Annotated in this window: 16 protein-coding genes and 1 pseudogene; 14 read left to right on the top strand and 3 right to left on the bottom strand. The window is 27.9% G+C overall.

The window, feature by feature from the left end:
* Window positions 1-127: 127 nt before the first annotated feature.
* Entirely contained in the window at window positions 128-2,692 is a 2,565-nt protein-coding gene (locus ARA19_RS12015; protein ID WP_055071206.1) for a transglycosylase domain-containing protein, read from the bottom strand.
* 199 nt (window positions 2,693-2,891) lie between these two features.
* Between ARA19_RS12015 and yunB the strand changes: the two genes are divergently transcribed.
* Window positions 2,892-3,584 (top strand): sporulation protein YunB, encoded by a 693-nt coding sequence (gene yunB, locus ARA19_RS12010; RefSeq protein ID WP_242862427.1) that lies wholly within the window; start codon window positions 2,892-2,894, stop codon window positions 3,582-3,584.
* A gap of 353 nt (window positions 3,585-3,937) precedes the next feature.
* Here yunB and hpt read toward each other — a convergent pair whose 3' ends face one another.
* A complete protein-coding gene (gene hpt / locus ARA19_RS12005) occupies window positions 3,938-4,462 on the bottom strand; it encodes a hypoxanthine phosphoribosyltransferase (protein WP_055071205.1) in 525 nt (174 codons plus the stop codon).
* A 252-nt stretch (window positions 4,463-4,714) separates the two neighbouring features.
* Here hpt and hflX point away from each other — a divergent pair, with 252 nt between their 5' ends.
* From hflX to ARA19_RS11960, 10 genes are all read left to right on the top strand, one after another.
* Complete coding sequence (gene hflX, locus ARA19_RS12000; protein ID WP_055071204.1) at window positions 4,715-6,502, top strand: GTPase HflX; 1,788 nt, start codon at window positions 4,715-4,717, stop codon at window positions 6,500-6,502.
* Window positions 6,503-6,632: 130 nt separating this feature from the next.
* Window positions 6,633-7,538: a nucleotidyltransferase domain-containing protein gene (locus ARA19_RS11995; RefSeq protein ID WP_055071203.1), complete on the top strand. Its 906-nt coding sequence runs from the start codon at window positions 6,633-6,635 to the stop codon at window positions 7,536-7,538.
* Window positions 7,519-8,946, top strand: a complete 1,428-nt coding sequence (pdxR, locus tag ARA19_RS11990) for a MocR-like pyridoxine biosynthesis transcription factor PdxR (protein WP_055071202.1) — start codon at window positions 7,519-7,521, stop codon at window positions 8,944-8,946. The genes ARA19_RS11995 and pdxR overlap by 20 nt, the downstream gene beginning before the upstream one ends.
* A gap of 4 nt (window positions 8,947-8,950) precedes the next feature.
* On the top strand, window positions 8,951-9,604 hold the full coding sequence (locus ARA19_RS11985; protein WP_055071201.1) for a YigZ family protein: 654 nt from the start codon (window positions 8,951-8,953) through the stop codon (window positions 9,602-9,604).
* A 332-nt stretch (window positions 9,605-9,936) separates the two neighbouring features.
* On the top strand, window positions 9,937-10,674 hold the full coding sequence (locus tag ARA19_RS11980) for a YebC/PmpR family DNA-binding transcriptional regulator (protein WP_055071200.1): 738 nt from the start codon (window positions 9,937-9,939) through the stop codon (window positions 10,672-10,674).
* Window positions 10,675-10,760: 86 nt separating this feature from the next.
* Entirely contained in the window at window positions 10,761-10,946 is a 186-nt protein-coding gene (locus tag ARA19_RS11975) for a hypothetical protein (RefSeq protein ID WP_055071199.1), read from the top strand.
* Between the two features lie 87 nt (window positions 10,947-11,033).
* Entirely contained in the window at window positions 11,034-11,171 is a 138-nt protein-coding gene (locus ARA19_RS17890) for a site-specific integrase (protein WP_157452253.1), read from the top strand.
* Window positions 11,171-11,368 carry a hypothetical protein gene (locus ARA19_RS11970; RefSeq protein WP_055071198.1) on the top strand — a complete coding sequence of 66 codons (198 nt, stop codon included), beginning with the start codon at window positions 11,171-11,173 and terminating at the stop codon, window positions 11,366-11,368. Before ARA19_RS17890 ends, ARA19_RS11970 begins: the two co-directional genes overlap by 1 nt.
* Before the next feature lie 715 nt (window positions 11,369-12,083).
* Entirely contained in the window at window positions 12,084-13,229 is a 1,146-nt protein-coding gene (locus ARA19_RS11965) for a DUF262 domain-containing protein (RefSeq protein WP_055071197.1), read from the top strand.
* Between the two features lie 505 nt (window positions 13,230-13,734).
* Complete coding sequence (locus ARA19_RS11960; RefSeq protein WP_055071196.1) at window positions 13,735-14,088, top strand: hypothetical protein; 354 nt, start codon at window positions 13,735-13,737, stop codon at window positions 14,086-14,088.
* 185 nt (window positions 14,089-14,273) lie between these two features.
* Here the strand turns inward: ARA19_RS11960 and ARA19_RS11955 are convergent.
* Window positions 14,274-14,567 (bottom strand): annotated as a pseudogene (locus ARA19_RS11955) (N-acetyltransferase family protein); the annotation flags it as partial.
* Window positions 14,568-14,870: 303 nt separating this feature from the next.
* Here ARA19_RS11955 and ARA19_RS11950 point away from each other — a divergent pair.
* The 3 genes from ARA19_RS11950 (at window position 14,871) to ruvA (ending at window position 16,508) form a co-directional block, all read left to right on the top strand.
* Complete coding sequence (locus ARA19_RS11950) at window positions 14,871-15,068, top strand: (2Fe-2S)-binding protein (RefSeq protein WP_084764487.1); 198 nt, start codon at window positions 14,871-14,873, stop codon at window positions 15,066-15,068.
* Between the two features lie 79 nt (window positions 15,069-15,147).
* Complete coding sequence (locus tag ARA19_RS11945) at window positions 15,148-15,753, top strand: hypothetical protein (protein ID WP_055071195.1); 606 nt, start codon at window positions 15,148-15,150, stop codon at window positions 15,751-15,753.
* Window positions 15,754-15,899: 146 nt separating this feature from the next.
* Entirely contained in the window at window positions 15,900-16,508 is a 609-nt protein-coding gene (ruvA, locus tag ARA19_RS11940) for a Holliday junction branch migration protein RuvA (protein WP_055071194.1), read from the top strand.
* The last annotated feature ends 10 nt before the right edge of the window (window positions 16,509-16,518 follow it).

Raw genomic sequence — 16,518 nt, 5'->3', positions numbered from 1 at the left:
AATTATAAGTAATATATTATTGATAATAAAAAATAAGACTAATCCTAAAGAGAGCTTAAAAGCTTTTTAAGTTAGTCTTATAATAATCAAAATTTAAAATGAAGTTTATTCATTATATATTTTAGAGTTAAGCGGCATTTCCATTAACAGGAGGAGTAATGCCTCCTGTGTTTGGAATAGAACCACTATTGAGTGGTGGAGTAGTACCTCCTGTATTTGGAGGAGAAACACCACTAGCAGGAGGAGTATTACCTCCAGGATTTGGAGTAGTATCATCACCACCAGTAGGAGGAGTTACTCCTGCATTAGGATCAGATGGAGTTTCCTCTGGATTTGTAGGTGTTTCCTCTGGCGTAATTGGTTGTTCTGGAATTAAGGTCATATCATCCTGTGCACTTGGAAGTACATATTTATAATCCGCAGTTGCTGAATTAGGATTTTTCTTTTTAATAAATACTCTATTGACTCTTAAAGTAGCAGGAGTATTACCATTAGCAAGTTTTCCATTATTTGAATTTACTTGAGCACTAACATGAGTACTACAGTATTCTTTTGGTTCTGTACCACTTATAACTAAATAACTTTGGACTCTAGAACCACGAGGATCAGCACTACAAAGTTTTGTTGGAATATGACCAGAATCCATACAAAGAGAAACTTTTGTTACACCCTTTGGCATAGGGATATCTGTTCCATCTAATCCTTTATGAGCTGCATTCATTATTTTTCCGAAAAGTCCTCCGGCAACAGTGGTACTATTACTACTCATTGACTTTGGTTGGTCATAACCAATCCATACAGAAGCAGAGTAGTGAGGAGTAATTCCTGAAAACCAATAATTTTTATTTTGTGATGAAGTTCCTGTTTTACCAGCAGTAGGTATGTTAGCAACTTTTGCAGAACCTCGACTAGCAGAATTAGATTTCATCATATCATAAATAATATATGCAGTTTCAGGTGAAACAACTTGTGTTTTTTTAGGATCAGCTTTAAGAAGAGTTTTACCAGAAGCATCTTTAACTTCTCTATAAAGCATAGATTCTACTAAAACACCGTTGTTTGCAAAAGCACCATAAGCACTAGCAAGAATATAGGGATTACCACCATCAGGGTTATTTGGACTATTGTCAAACTCTCCAAGAGCCAAAGCAGATTGAGAATTTGCAGAAACTTCATTATATTTTAACCCAAATCTTTCACCATAAGCTAAGGCATTTTTATTACCTATTTTATCAACGATTTTAGAAGCAACAACGTTGCTAGAAACTGATAAAGCATTTGTTAATGGTAAATACCCCTTGAAACCACCACTCATATTGTTTACTTGATGACCTCCAAATCTACGAAGCTCATCAGAAGTAAATGGAGCATCATCAACTACACTTCCTGATGTCATAAGTTTTAAATCTATAGCAGGAGCATAAACTGATAAAGGTTTGCTAGTTGAGCCAGTTGGTTTTAATACATCATAAGCTCTATTTAATGATAGAGCAGGTTGATCACCTCTACCTCCAACCATAGCTTTTATTTCACCAGTTTTAGGATCTTTTATTACAGCAGCAGCTTGAAGTTTAGGAATTCCATATTCATTAACTTCATCTGTTCCAGGTAAACTTAAGTTTTTTCTATTATCAACAATAGATTGAACTTCTTTTTGAAGTTCCTCATCCATAGTTGTGTGTATTTGTAATCCACCTTGATTTATAAGTCTTATAGCTTCCTCTTCAGAATATTTTAATTTTTCTTGTAAATCCTTTTGAACTTGGTCTAAAACAGCTCTACTAAAAGATTCATAATTTAATTTGCTGCTAGGAGCTCTATAATGGAATACAAGTTTATTGTTATCTAAATCTGTAAAAGCTTGATCTTTTTCTTCTTGTGTTATTTTTCCTAGTTCAAACATTTTATTTAATACAGTTTTTGTTCTGTTTATATATTTAGTTGGATCTTTTTGATTAGCGGGAATGAAAGCATCATAATATCCAGGTGCCTGAGTAACACCAGCTAGATAGGCACTTTCAATTAGGTTAAGTTCAGAAGCACTTTTATCAAAATATCTTAGTGATGCAGCTTCCACACCATAAACAGTACCGCCAAGAGGAATTGTATTTAAATATGCTGTTACTATATCATCTTTTGAGAGTTTCTTTTCAAGTTGAAGGGCTAAATAAATCTCTTTTATTTTTCTTTCAACCTTTGTTTTTTCATTAGTTAGAATTGTATTTTTCAATAATTGTTGAGTTAAAGTAGATGCACCGTGAAGTCCACCTTTTTTTGTAAAGATTCTTTTTACATCGTGGATTAAGGCTCCACCTATTCTTTTTATGTCAATTCCTTGATGGTCATAAAAACGTTCATCTTCTATAGAAACAAAAGCATCCTTTAATTGCTTTGGAATCTTATCAGATGATAATTTAATACGCTGTTCAGTACTTTCTATAGAATCTATTTTTTCATCCTTATTATTATAGAGTGTTGCTGATTGAGATAGATTTTGAACCTTTTCGATATTTATAGGTGGAGTGCTTCTAATTATAGCTACTGCATAGCCAGCAGCAGTGACACCTACAGTTAATATTAAGAAAAGAATTATAAAAGAAAATACTTTAAGAAATTTTTTCAGTGTACTTTGATTTTTCTTAGAGCTTTGTCTTTTTCCCTTCTTACTTTTTACACCATTCTTTTCAGCCATAATTTCCGTTAATAAAAACGGGTTCCCCCTTTCTAAAATTAATATAACTTAATAACACTTTGAAATGTTAAAAGCTATAAAATAATTAATTTTATAATTTCCCCCTTATTTTTTTGAATAAATTTAAATATTCATTATTATTATAGCATAATAATGTAAAGATTAAACATAAACACAAAAAGAAAAGTAGGTGAACAATTTGTATCAAAGAACTTATACAAGGAAATATAAAATTTTTAATAGAGTTAAATTTTATATAGTTTTAGTAACTATATCATTAAGTTTATTATTTTTTACCTTTATATATTACTTTGATAGTATTATTGCACCAACAGTTTTAACAGTTGCAGATGGTGAAATGAGAGCTAAGATAACGGACATAATAAATAAAAATATAAGTGAAATATACGGTGAAAACTTTGACTACGATGAAATGATTAAAGTTGAAAAGGATAGTGATGGAAAGATTATAATGCTAAAGGCTGATACAACGAAATTAAATGATTTAGCTATGGAAGTTGCTATGGAATCACAAGAGGAAATCAAAGATGTAGGTGAAGTGGGAGTCAAAATTCCCATAGGTTATATTACTAAGAATAGTATAATGGCTTATTGGGGACCAAAAATAAGAATTAGAATGGTGCCTATAGGAAGAGTAGAAACTAGCTATTCGTCTACTTTTGAAAGTGCAGGTATAAATCAAAGTAGACATAAGATTTATATTAATCTGAAAACAAAGTTAAAGGTAATAGTACCATTTCAAAGTACAGAAACAGAGGTTGTTCATCAGATTCCAATAAGTGAGACCATAATAGTTGGGGAAGTACCAAGAGTAAATTTTGGAAAGGACTTATTTCAAGAAAGCATGAATAATGAGGGGAATACAAATTAGCTTTAAAGACAATAAAAGAAATGGTGTTAAGTGAAACTTCAAATTTCTAAGAACTTTATAAAAAGCTATGGTTAGATAAGAAAAGAGGGGCTGTATCAAATCAGCACCTTAATTTATATTACTTTTATAAATGTATTTTTTATCTGCCGAGATAGCTATATAGGTACAAAATGCTGTGGCCATTGAACTAGTACTAGAAGCTCTTTATTTTAGCAACTGTTGTAGAAAAAAATATTAGAGCTTCTTTACGTAAGTGAGTGGTCACAGATGATGAATCTATATAGCTAGATAAAAGGCAGAAAGGATGTATCTGTAATTTGATACATCCTCTTGTTTTATCTTTATAAATATTATTAGTTTTCCCAGTTAAATATGTATGGGACATTTCTGTAATAATCTCCGTAATTTAATCCGTATCCAACAACGAATAAATCTTCTATTTCAAAACAGCAGTAATCAGGTTTTAGCTTAGCCTTTCTTCTAGAAGGTTTGTCAAGAAGTGTACAAGTTTTAACTGACTTTGCTCCTAATTTTTTTACATGTTCAATAACAAAATCCATTGTTATACCAGTATCCATAATATCATCAACAATTAAAACATCTAATCCTTCTATATTATCAGGAATATCATTTTCAACTTTTACTATTCCAGTGCTTTCTTCAGCATCTCCGTAGCTAGATGTAGTCATAAAACCTATTTGAGTTTTTCCATCAATAGCTCTAACTAAATCAGCTGTAAATATAAAGCTACCTCTTAAAAGTGAAAGAACATAAATAGGTCTATCTTTATAATCATTAGTGATTTTTTCACCTACAATTTTAATTTGTTCTTTAATTTGTTCTTCAGTAATAATAATATTTCTTTTTTTATTCTCCATGATTAAGCCTCCTAGATTTTAACTGCATTTTTGTTTACAATATTGTATTTATATTATAAAATTAATAGAATATTGTCAAGAAACGATAAAGAGGAAAAGGGCTATTTATACAAGTTAATGAGTAGTAATTCGATAATTAAATAAAAACATAGAACTTCTATTATAAAAAGAATAGTTAGGAATTTCAGTTTTAGTATATAATAAGGATAGAATTTTTTTGAAAATAATAGTTAAAATAAACGAGGTGATTTTTTGATATACGGAAAAATAGAGGGTATAAGAAACTCAGTATTAAATGAACTTGAGGAACTTTATGGATATACAATTCCTAAGTACAGTATTTGTACAGAAGAAATTATAAATACTATATGTAGAATTTCAAATGATATAGAAAAGGAAATAAGTGTTGGTATAACAAGAAAAGGAAAGGTAATTAGCGTAGCTATAGGTGATTCTACAAGTGTAGAAATACCAGTTATAGACATACACGAAAAGAAACTTTCAGGAGTAAGAATAATACATACTCATCCTAATGGTATTTGTAGATTATCAGCCTTAGATGTTTCTGCATTACTTAAATTAAAATTAGATGCAATAATGGCAGTAGCTATTGAAGATGGTGAAATCAAGGATACATCAATAGGTTTTTGTAAAGTTGAAAATAATTTATTAGTAGCTGAAGAATATGCTCATGGTTCTATAGAACAGGCTTTAAATTTTAAAATATTAGATAAAATAAGTTACATTGAAGATATGATAAAAGCTAATAATGTAGAAGAAGATGACAGTGAAAAAGCCATTATTGTAGGTTGTGATAGTGAAGATAGTTTAAGAGAGCTTGGAGAATTAGCTGAAGCTTGTGAAATACCTGTACTTGAAAGTGTATTCCAAAATAGAAATAAAATAGATTCAGCTTTTTATATAGGTAGCGGTAAGGTATTAGAAATAGCAGAACTTAGACAAAAATTAAGAGCTAATGTAATTATATTTGATGATGAACTTTCTGGTTCTCAAGTTAGAAATTTAGAAAGTGTTTTAGGAGTTAAAGTAATAGATAGAACTACTTTAATACTTGAAATATTCTCAAGAAGAGCTAAAACAAAAGAGGCTAGAATTCAAGTAGAACTTGCACAGCTTAAATATAGATCTACTAGACTTATGGGACTTGGAACTGTTTTATCAAGAACAGGTGGTGGAATAGGTACTAGAGGACCAGGGGAAAAGAAATTAGAAACTGATAGAAGACATATAAGAGAAAGAATCTATGATTTACAAAAAGAATTAAAGAAAATAAAGAAAAATAGGGAAATCCAAAGGGAAAGAAGAGCTAAGCAAAATATACCACAAGTATCATTGGTTGGATATACTAATGCAGGAAAATCAACTTTAAGAAATACACTTTGTGATGTAGCTGCATCTAAAGACAATCAAGGTAAGGAAAAAGTATTTGAAGCTAATATGCTTTTTGCAACTTTAGATACTACAACAAGAGCTATTACCCTTCCTAGTAATAGAGCAATAACATTAACTGATACAGTAGGTTTTGTTCAAAAATTACCACATGAATTAGTGGAGGCATTTAAATCAACTTTAGAAGAGGTAATATATTCTGATTTACTTTGCCATGTAGTTGATGCTTCTTCACCAAAATATGCAGAGCAAATAGAAGCTGTTGAAGGAGTTTTAGGCGAATTAAATGCTTTAGAAAAACCTATGTTATTAGTGCTTAATAAAATAGATTTAATAACAGCAGAAGAATTAGAAGAAATAAAAGAAAGATATTCAAAGAATTATGAAATAATAGCGATATCAGCTTATGAGAAAATAAATTTAGATGAATTATTAAATGAAATAGAAGAGAAATTACCATTTACATTAGAGGAGAAGGAATATTTAATACCTTATAGTGATCAAAAGATGGTAGCATATCTTCATAGAGTAGCAAATGTTTTAGAAGAAGATTATAGAGATAATGGAACTTATATAAAAGCCCAAGTAGATGAAGAAATAAAAAATAAATGTTCAGAATTTGAGATATAATTATGAACTAGGAGCTATGTTAAAGAACAAAAATATAATTAAAAATTTGACTATGCTGAACTAAGTCTAGTTTTATTATATTAAGCTTTAATATAGCTTTTTCTTAAGATTTTATTAGGAGTTGTTTTACATGAAGAAAGAAGTTTTGGAATATCAAAAAGCTTATAAAGGAATTATAAAGGATCTTCAAAATAACGAAAATGTTTTAGGGGTTACTGTTTTTGGTAGTTTAATAACAGGAGATATTTGGGAAGGTTCAGATATAGACATGTTTGTCATAGTTGATGAAATAAAAGATAATAAAAAAGATTTTTTTGGAATGAAACATGGTATAGAAGTTCACATGATAATGTTATCAAAAGAGAGTTTCATAAACTTTAAGGATAATTATACTGGTGGGAGTTCAATACACAGAAAATTAATATCATCTAAGCTAGTTATAGGAAAAGACAAGGAAATAGTAAATAAATATAATGAATTAAAAATATTAAATAATGTAGAAAGAGAAAAGTGGAATTTAGCTTATTTAGGAAAGGTTATAAGTGAACTTGCTCACTGTAAAAAAGCTTTAGAGAATGGAAAAATATATGCAGCTTTTAACAGCGCAATGAAACTTGGAGATAGCTATTCAAGATTATATTTAAATTTAAATAATTATCTGTTAAATAGTGACCCTCTTGTTGTTGCTATAAGCTTAAATAATGAATTTAAAGATAAAATAGATAAAATAGTGAAAAACCACAAAAGGGAAAGTATAGAGGAATTCATAGAATTCATTGAAAAGTTTTTAAGAGAAAATATAGTTGAAGCTACAACAATGCTTATAGATTCTTTAAAAGAAGCAGAAGAACCTTTAGATTCTAGTTATCTTTTAAATTGTGAGAAATTTTCAAGAATAGAAATTCCTATAGAGAAAATTTTAAAGGAATTATCAAAGAGAGGAATAATAAAGAGTTCTTTAAGAGAGTATGAAAGTAGTGAGGGTAATAAATTAATAGAAGAGTTGGTGTACTATTATGAGGAAGGAAAAAATTAATTTAGAAAGGTTTAAAATAGATTTTAGGGAAGGTAGTCATAAATATTTAGATATTTATAATTATATAAAAGAAGCCATAGACAATGATATTTTTGAAGATGGACAGAAGATGCCAACTATAAGGGCACTTTCAGAACATTTAGATGTAAATAAGGACACCATAATAACTGCATATAAAAAATTAAATAATGAGGGCTATCTATATCAAAATCAAGGCAGTGGTAGCTATGTTAAAAAGAAGGATTTATTAAAGAATTTTAAAAAGGAATATGGAGAAATATTTCAAAGGTTAATTAACAATAATGAAATGGAATTAATTGACCTAACTGGTGAAACAACAAGTGCCAATTTATTTGAAATAAAAACATTAAAGAATGTTTTAGATAAGGTTTTAGATAGAGATGGTGTAAATGCTTTAGAATATAATGATTCAATGGGCTATAGAAAACTTAGAGAAATAATTAATGATAAGTTTTGGAATGGTGAGAATTCTTTAGATAACTTAATTATAACTTCAGGAACACAACAAGGTATAGATATAGTATCTAAAAGTTTAATAAACGTTAATGATAATGTAGTAGTAGAAAAACCAACATATTCAGGTGCTTTAGCCGTATTTAAAATTAGAAAAGCAAATGTTTTTGAAATACCTATGGAGGAAGATGGGGTTTCCATAGAAGCTTTTGAAAAAATGCTTAAAAAGTATAGAATAAAATGTTTTTATACAATGAGTTATTTTCAAAATCCAACAGGAATAAGCTGTTCTTTAGAAAAGAAACTAAAGATAATAGAGTTGTCTAAGAAATATGATTTTTATATAATCGAAGATGATTATTTATCAGAGCTAATTTATGATGAAGAAATAGAGCATATTCCTTATAGAGCTTTAGATAAAAGTAGGGTTATTTATTTAAAAAGTTTTTCAAAGGTTTTTCTTCCTGGTATAAGAATAGGTTATTTATTAGCACCAGATGAATTTAGTGAAGTTCTTCAAATATCAAAGGCAACTAGTGATATTGCAACTTCTAGTTTAATGCAAAGGGCATTAGAACTATATATAAGAGAAGGGTATTGGAAAGAACATATTGAAAAAATAAATAAAGAATACTCTAAAAGATACAATTATATGATAGAGGCTTTAGATAATAAACTTAAAAAATATGTAACCTTTGATAAGCCTAAAGGGGGATTAAATCTTTTTATAAGATTAAATAAGAACATAGATCTAAGTTCTAAAGAATTATTTTATGAACTTTCAAAGGTTGGAGTTATGATAAGTCCGGGAATACTATATTACCATAATCAGAGGGATGGATATAGGAGCTTTAGAATTGGATTTTCTGAAATAGACTATAGAAAAATAGATAAAGGAATAGATAGTATACTTAGAGTTTTAGAAAGAAGGTAAAAGAATGAAGAAATATATGACCTTAAAAAATTATGGTGAAGATAGTTTTGAGGAAAAAAAATCCGAATTTATAGGTTATGCAAAAAGAGTTACTACAGAAGAGGAAGCAAAGGAATTTGTGGCAGAGATTAAAAATCAACACAAAACAGCAAGACATAATTGTTATGCCTATATAATTGGAGAAAATATGGGGATACAAAGATATTCTGATGATGGAGAACCACAAGGAACAGCTGGTATACCTATACTTGAAGTAATAAAGAAAAATGAACTAACAGATTGTGCAGTAGTCGTAACTAGATACTTTGGTGGAGTTTTATTAGGTACAGGGGGATTAACTAGGGCATATACAAAGGGTGCTGTTATTGCCATAGAAGCTGGTGGAATTGTAGAAAAAGTTAGAGGTAAAAGAGTTGCTGTAGATGTAGAATATGATTTATACGGAAAATTACAATATATTTGTGGACAAAATAACTGGCATATTGAGGATAGTGAATTTTCAGATAGAGTGAAGATATATATATTAGCAGAAGAAGGTACTATAGAACAAATAGAGAAGGAATTCACTGAAGCAACTAATGGAAAAGCCATTATAACTAAAGATGAAGAAGGGATATACTTTAAGGAAGGATTTAGACTTTTTAAAGAAATAGACTAGCTATAAATGACTATATAACTAGGTTTACAATTCTTGAAAAGGAATTTTGCCTATGATATAATTATTCTGTAATTGAGAATTGAGAGTTAAGAACTGAGAATTGATAAGAACTATAAAGTTTATATACATTACAACTCAATTTAACTTTTGATACATAGTTAAGTTATCAGATAACTTCGTCTAAAATTCAGATAGAGTAATAATCTTACCTGAATTAAGTCTCAGTTTATATATTCATAGAATAATGAAATATTTTAAAAGAACTCTATTACGGGGATTAATTTATATTTTAAAATTGAAATTTTGCTATAAAACGTAGGAGGTAATTGAAGATGGCAGGACATTCAAAATGGAAAAATATTGCGGCAAGAAAAAGTAAAGTTGACGCTAAGAGAGGTAAAATCTTTACTAAATTAGGTAAAGAGCTTGCTATAGCTATTAAAGAGGGAGGTCCAAATCCTGAAATAAACTCAAGATTAAGAGATGCTATAGCTAAAGCTAAAGCTGCAAATATGCCAAATGATAATATCAATAGAGCTATAAAAAAAGCAGAAGGTGAAGCTAATAGCGTAAACTACGAAAAAATAGTTTATGAAGGATATGGTCCATCAGGAGTTGCTGTAATAGTTGAAACATTAACAGATAACAAAAATAGATCAGCAGGAAACGTTAGAAGTGCTTTCACTAAAGGTGGCGGAAACATGGGAACTTCAGGATGTGTAGGTTTCATGTTCCAAGAGAAAGGTGAAATAATCATAGAAAAAGCAGATAGAGATGAAGAAGAAATCATGATGATGGCTATAGAAGCTGGTGCAGAAGATTTCGTTGCAGAAGAAGAAGTATTCGTAGTAAAAACTGCTCCAGAAGATTTCTCAGCAGTAAGAGAAGCTTTAGAAGCTGAAGGAATAGAATTCTTAGAAGCAGACGTTAAAATGATTCCTGATACAGAAACAGAAATCAACGAAGATGATGCTAAGAAATTCCAAAAAATGCTTGACTTACTTGAAGATGACGATGATGTTCAAGAAGTTTACCACAATGCAATATTCCCTGAAGGATGGGATGAATAATATTATTGAATACAGTGTAATTCAATATTAACAGTATTTTTATAGAAGATAAAAGCAATATGAAGTAGATTAGGTTCTTCTTCATTATGATAAATGTATATAAAAACTATAGTTATGATTATGGTATACATTTAGAAGCTACTTTTCAAAGCAGATTAACAGATAATTTGTTTTTGAAAGGTGGCTTTTTATTTATGTTAGTAGATGATATTGTAAAAGAATTTATTTTTGAGTTACAGGTGCAGAATTTAAAAGGAAAAAATAGTAATTAAAACCTTTAATGATGAAGAGGTTGAAGGGGGTTAAGGGTATATACCTATAAGAATTTTCTTGAAACAAGAAATAAATGCATAGTAGCAGTGTTAATTGATACTGGTATTAGAAATCTTGAACTTTGTACATCAGGTATATTAGATATAAAAGATACTTTTATATATATTAAGGGTGAAGGAAGAAAAGAAAGGGTTGATCCAATTAGTCCAATATTGAAAAAATAATGATAAAGTATGAAAGAGCAAGGGAAATATATATTAAAGATAGTGTTATAAAAGATGAGGCAGAAGAAAATGCTGTTAAGTTATGTGGTAAACAGGCAAAAGTAGGAATAGAAATAAGGTGTTCACTACATACTTGTAGACATTATTTTGTACAAGCACAATTAAGGAATAGTTTAGATGTTTATTCATTAAGTTGAGTATTAGGATATGGAGATATAAGTATAACAAAAAGATATTTATAAGGAATACAAGATAGTGATATAGTTGTAATAAGTGTTAAAATAAGTCTATTGATGAATTTAAAAGTTAGATAATATCTATTAGGCAGTGAATTAAATTTCATTGTCTTTTTTTATACCATAAATAGAGAAGAGCAGTTGAAATATACATAGTAGTGTTTAATGTATCTTATAAAATTAATATGTTGCATTACATATTAGAATAAATTACAATATATATGGTATTAAATAGATAAAAAGTATTATATATGAAATTAGATCGTATGGAAAAAAGAGATTATCAAAGGAAGAACAAGTAATTGGATAGATAACTTTAATCAATTATGTTTATTAATGAATGTCAATAAAAATGATTATGATATCTGGGAAATTGAAGCAAAAAATATTTTTGAAGCTGATAGATTCTTAATAAATACAATTTAAAGAATTATAATAAATAATGAGTTTTACTTATTGCATCAATATTAATTGAGTATTATTGGAAAGGGAAAATATTAAAAGAATTTATAAAAACATTGAAGTTTTTTAGGAAGATATATTAGAACCACCTGTTAAGATTAAAAATAAAGTTATTAGTGAAGAAAATTTTAATGAAAAGTTAATGAGAGAATAAATAAAAGTTTAAATTAATGAATAATATTGAAGAGGATAGAATTAAAAAGGGGTTGGATTTATGAATTTAATTAAATCAGTTGAGGAAGATAGAAAAATTAGACTTCAAGAAAGACTTATAGAAAAAATAACAGATAAAAGGCAAGAAGTTAAACCAGATAGGGCAGATATAACATTTGGTGAAATAATAAATATGTATAAAAATAATGAAATAGTTATTTCACCAGAATTTCAAAGGGCATTTAGATGGGAGGAAGAAAGACAAACTAGATTTATTGAATCATTATTATTAAGTATTCCAATACCACCTATTTTTGTTGCTGAAACTAAAGAGGGGGTGTGGGAATTAGTTGATGGATTACAAAGGTTATCAACAGTATTGTCGTTTTTTGGTGAATTGAAAGTTAAGGATAAAAATAATTTGAAATTAACACAAGGTTCTTTGATTAAGGAATTAGAAGGTTTTACAATTGATACATTACCAGAAAGATATGTATTGGCTTTAAAAAGGGCTATTTGTAGGGTTGAAATAATAAGATTTGATAGTGATGTTGAAATGAGATATGAGTTATTTAATAGGTTAAATACTGGTGGGGTTAAATTAAGCGAACAAGAAATAAGAAATTGTATTTTTAGAGGATACAGTAATAGATTTAATGCATTCATTGTTGATTTATCAAAAAAGAAAGAATTTGAAGATAATGTAAGTAAAAAGGATGATTCAAAAGAAAGAATGTATTTAGAAGAATTAGTATTAAGATATTTTACTTTGAAGAATCTAGGTACAAAGTATAAACATATACAAAAACATATGGATGCATATATGTTAGGTGTAAGCAAAGGGGATATTAAATTTGACTATAGTGAGGAAGAAAAAATATTTATGAGAGTTATGAAAAAGATAAATGACTTAGGTCCAGATGTATTTAGATTGGAAACTTTACCTTTTTCAACTAGTATGTATGACCCAATAATGATAGCTTTTTCAAATAATATAGAATATATAGATAAGTTGAGTAAGGAAGAAATTTGGACAAAAATTAATGAAATGAGGAGTGATGATGAGTTTAGAAAACAAACTAAAACTTCAAGTAGTAGTAGAAGTAGAGTTGTAAAAAAAATTGAAATAGCAAATCATTACTTTTCAGAAGTTAAAGAGAAAAGTGAGGAATCAATAGAAGCAGTTAAACAGTTAGAAATGTTTTAGAAATTAATTAATTTATAATATTAATTTATAAGCTTAGTAGAATATAGATTAGAATTTTAAAGAACTGTGATATTCAAGAAGTTTACTATAATGCAATATTCCATGAAGGATTGGACGAATAATACTTAGAATAATAAAGAAAGTTATTTAAAAAGCCTTCTTTGTTGAAGTATTGTCAGTTAGAAAATAGGCAATACATTAGCAAAGGAGTTTTTTTCGTGTTTATAGATGATGCAATAAGGAAAAAAGAAGTAATACAAGAAGTTGGGGAGATATGGCTTGGTATTATAGGAAAAATTGTAAAGTTAATTTATTTATTAATTTATTTATGGAAAGTGTTAAATGGGTACTTGATGAAAAATACAAGGATGACATTAGCGAACAAGAAATAGAAAAGTTTTTAAGTGAGCATGAAATTAAATAAATTCTTTATTCTTTTATAAATTTCATAGAATTAAGAAGATTTGTATATAATAAAATAAAAATTATAATTGGAGGATTTATTATGGGAAGTAAATTAAAAGGAAATATGTTGTTAAATAGTTTAGATTCATTACAACAGTTTCATAGGATTCATAATTGTAACTACAAAGAATTTGATGTAAATATAAGTGTTATTTCAAATTCAAATGGTAAAAGTATACTTAGCAAACAAGTTCCAGTACAAGTTGCATTTGATAATGAGACACAATTTATAGATATAATGTGGGAAGATGTTGGAATGAAAAATTATAAAAGTAAGAGGCTTTTTGGAAGATATAATCCTAACTTTAATGAAATGATTCTTGATGAAAATAATAATTCTTTAGAAATAAAGTCTATAGATTCAGATAAAAGAGTAGTTATTCACTGGGAGTAGAAAGTTTTGTTTTATTGCTTAAATATAAGAAAATAATATATAAGAGATTGGAATATCTTGTGATCATATTTGCAGTATAAATCTTTAATGTATTGATATAGCTTGATTTTTAAAGGGGAAGGAATATGTTATAAAATATAGAGATAGGACATAAAACAATAGGGGGATATTATTTTTCTGTGGCCTATTTGTGGTTGTACATATAAATCTTCAAGATATAAGTTAGCTTTGCCTAAAAAAGTAGAGAAGTTATGGAAGAATAGAGCAAATCCAACAGGTTCTCCATTATACTCACCTATTATTACTTCTGCTTGTTTTTTTACAAATAAAGAATTATGTAAAATTTCCTCTGTAGCAACTACTTCTTTTAATAAGTTTTCATATTCTGCTAATTCCTTTATAAAGGTAAGAATTAATTTTGTATCTTTTTCAGTTGCAAATCTTATTTGAAAATTTGGTATTTTTGTTTTTAAATACATATCCGTATAATACACCTACTTTATTTTGAATTTAGATATTTATGTTTATCGTTAGATTATAAAATTTTATATATATAAAAGCAATGTGCACCTTAGTAGCTAATATGATTTTTATAATTAAAATATTTAAGCTGAAGAAGTATATAATATTTTTAAAATCTGCATTGACTATGTCCTAAGGTAATAGTTTATATTTTAAAGGTGACAAAGTAATCAAAGGATAAATTAAGGCTTAATTCAGGTAGAATTTTGAATCTAGCTGAATTTTAGTACCCATTAGATAAAAATTAGGAGGAACTATAAGTGGGATTTTTTTTAAAAGATAAGGATATAATATGCAAATGTAAAGGAACTAAGGAAAGTGAAATAATAAATGCTATTAAAAATAATATAGATACCTATGAAAAACTTAAATCTTCAACAGGTGCTGGAGATGGAAGATGTAAGGGTTTAAGATGTAAGAAAAAGATTGAAAAGTTAATAGAAGAAAATAAGCAATAATTATAGATAGATAAAAATTTATTTAAGATGTATAAAAAATAAATAATTGACAATAATCACCAATAGAGAGGTGATGAATTTGAAATTATTTAAATATTTTAAAGATGAAAAAGCTAGGCTTGTTATAGCGGTTGCTTTAGCTATAGTTTTCTTTAGTGGAAGTTATTTAGCTAGCTATTATTATAAGTTAGGAAAGTTAACTGATAAATCTAAGACAACTTCAGGAGTAGCATTAGATGAAAAAAATAAGCCTCTAAGTGATGATTTTATAGTTATGTTTATGAGAATGAATGATGAAAAGGTAGAAGAAATATACTATAAAACAAGTATTAGAGAGTTAAAAAATAGTTTAAAGGTAGATAAGTTAACAGAAGCTGAATTAGAAAAAATTTTAGCTGAAGATGGATTTAAGAAAAAAACAAAAGATGTTTCTAATGCAGTGTTTTTTAAAGAAGATGGAACAGGTCTTCAACCTAATAAATATTATATAGGTTCTATGGATGGGAAGCTATCTATTTATAAATCAGATGAAAAGGGTAATGTTTATATAGAAAAGGCAGAAGATATAACAGAAGTGCCTATAAATATTTTCCCAGAAGTTGACCAAGAAAAAATAAAGAATTTTTCTAATGTTTATGATACTAGAGAAGAATGTGAAGAAGCATTAACTGCTTATACTAGCTAATTATTAGGGGTTGTAGTAATACAGCCCCTATTTCTATAATTATTGATAATATAGCTTGTTCGTGTTAAAGTATTATGTAGATTATTTTTTAGTAAATGAAAAGATTTTACTATATATTTTAAAGTAGGCTATGGGAGTGAGCATATATGTATGAATACATAAAAGGTGAATTTATAGGGATTAATAAGGATTATGTAGTCTTAGAAAATAATAACATAGGATATAAAATCTTCACATCAGGAAATACTATGGCAACTATGCCTAAGGTGGGGGAAGAGAGTATACTTTATATTGAACAAATTGTTAGAGAAGATTTTATAGGTCTTTATGGATTTACAACAAAAGAAGAATTAGAGATGTTTAAAAAATTATTATCAATTAATGGAGTTGGTGCAAAGGCTTCACTTTCATTATTATCAATAAGTACTGTTAATAATTTAAAATATGCAATTTTATCTGGAGATGAAAAGCACATAACTAGAGCTCCTGGAATAGGTAAAAAAACAGCTCAAAGAATTATACTAGAACTTAAGGATAAAATTACTCCTGATGAATTACTTGAAGGTAATTTAGCTTCAGATAATGATGGAAATACTTTAGAATTAAATTACTTAGGAAACATAGAAGAAGCTTTAGATGCATTAATGGCTTTAGGATATAGTGATAAAGAAGCAAATAAGGCTTTAAAATCAGTTGATAAGACAGAAAGCATTGAAAATATTATAAAGGAAGCTTTAAAAATATTAATGAGATAGGAGGCTAATT

It is taken from the genome of Clostridium massiliamazoniense (genome assembly GCF_001403635.1).
Classification (GTDB): Bacteria; Bacillota; Clostridia; order Clostridiales; family Clostridiaceae; genus Sarcina; species Sarcina massiliamazoniense.
The sequence above is the reverse complement of the archived record's forward strand: the minus strand, read 5'-3'. Positions and strand labels throughout refer to the sequence as shown.

Excerpts from the sequence above, each read along its gene's own strand:
- ARA19_RS12015 (WP_055071206.1), bottom strand. The coding sequence starts at position 2,692 with ATGGCTGAAAAGAATGGTGTAAAAAGTAAGAAGGGAAAAAGACAAAGC.
- ARA19_RS11965 (WP_055071197.1), top strand. The coding sequence starts at position 12,084 with ATGAATTTAATTAAATCAGTTGAGGAAGATAGAAAAATTAGACTTCAA.
- ARA19_RS11980 (WP_055071200.1), top strand. The coding sequence starts at position 9,937 with ATGGCAGGACATTCAAAATGGAAAAATATTGCGGCAAGAAAAAGTAAA.
- ARA19_RS11975 (WP_055071199.1), top strand. The coding sequence starts at position 10,761 with ATGATAAATGTATATAAAAACTATAGTTATGATTATGGTATACATTTA.
- ruvA (WP_055071194.1), top strand. The coding sequence starts at position 15,900 with ATGTATGAATACATAAAAGGTGAATTTATAGGGATTAATAAGGATTAT.
- ARA19_RS11970 (WP_055071198.1), top strand. The coding sequence starts at position 11,171 with ATGATAAAGTATGAAAGAGCAAGGGAAATATATATTAAAGATAGTGTT.
- hpt (WP_055071205.1), bottom strand. The coding sequence starts at position 4,462 with ATGGAGAATAAAAAAAGAAATATTATTATTACTGAAGAACAAATTAAA.
- ARA19_RS11985 (WP_055071201.1), top strand. The coding sequence starts at position 8,951 with ATGAAGAAATATATGACCTTAAAAAATTATGGTGAAGATAGTTTTGAG.
- ARA19_RS11995 (WP_055071203.1), top strand. The coding sequence starts at position 6,633 with ATGAAGAAAGAAGTTTTGGAATATCAAAAAGCTTATAAAGGAATTATA.
- ARA19_RS11960 (WP_055071196.1), top strand. The coding sequence starts at position 13,735 with ATGGGAAGTAAATTAAAAGGAAATATGTTGTTAAATAGTTTAGATTCA.
- pdxR (WP_055071202.1), top strand. The coding sequence starts at position 7,519 with ATGAGGAAGGAAAAAATTAATTTAGAAAGGTTTAAAATAGATTTTAGG.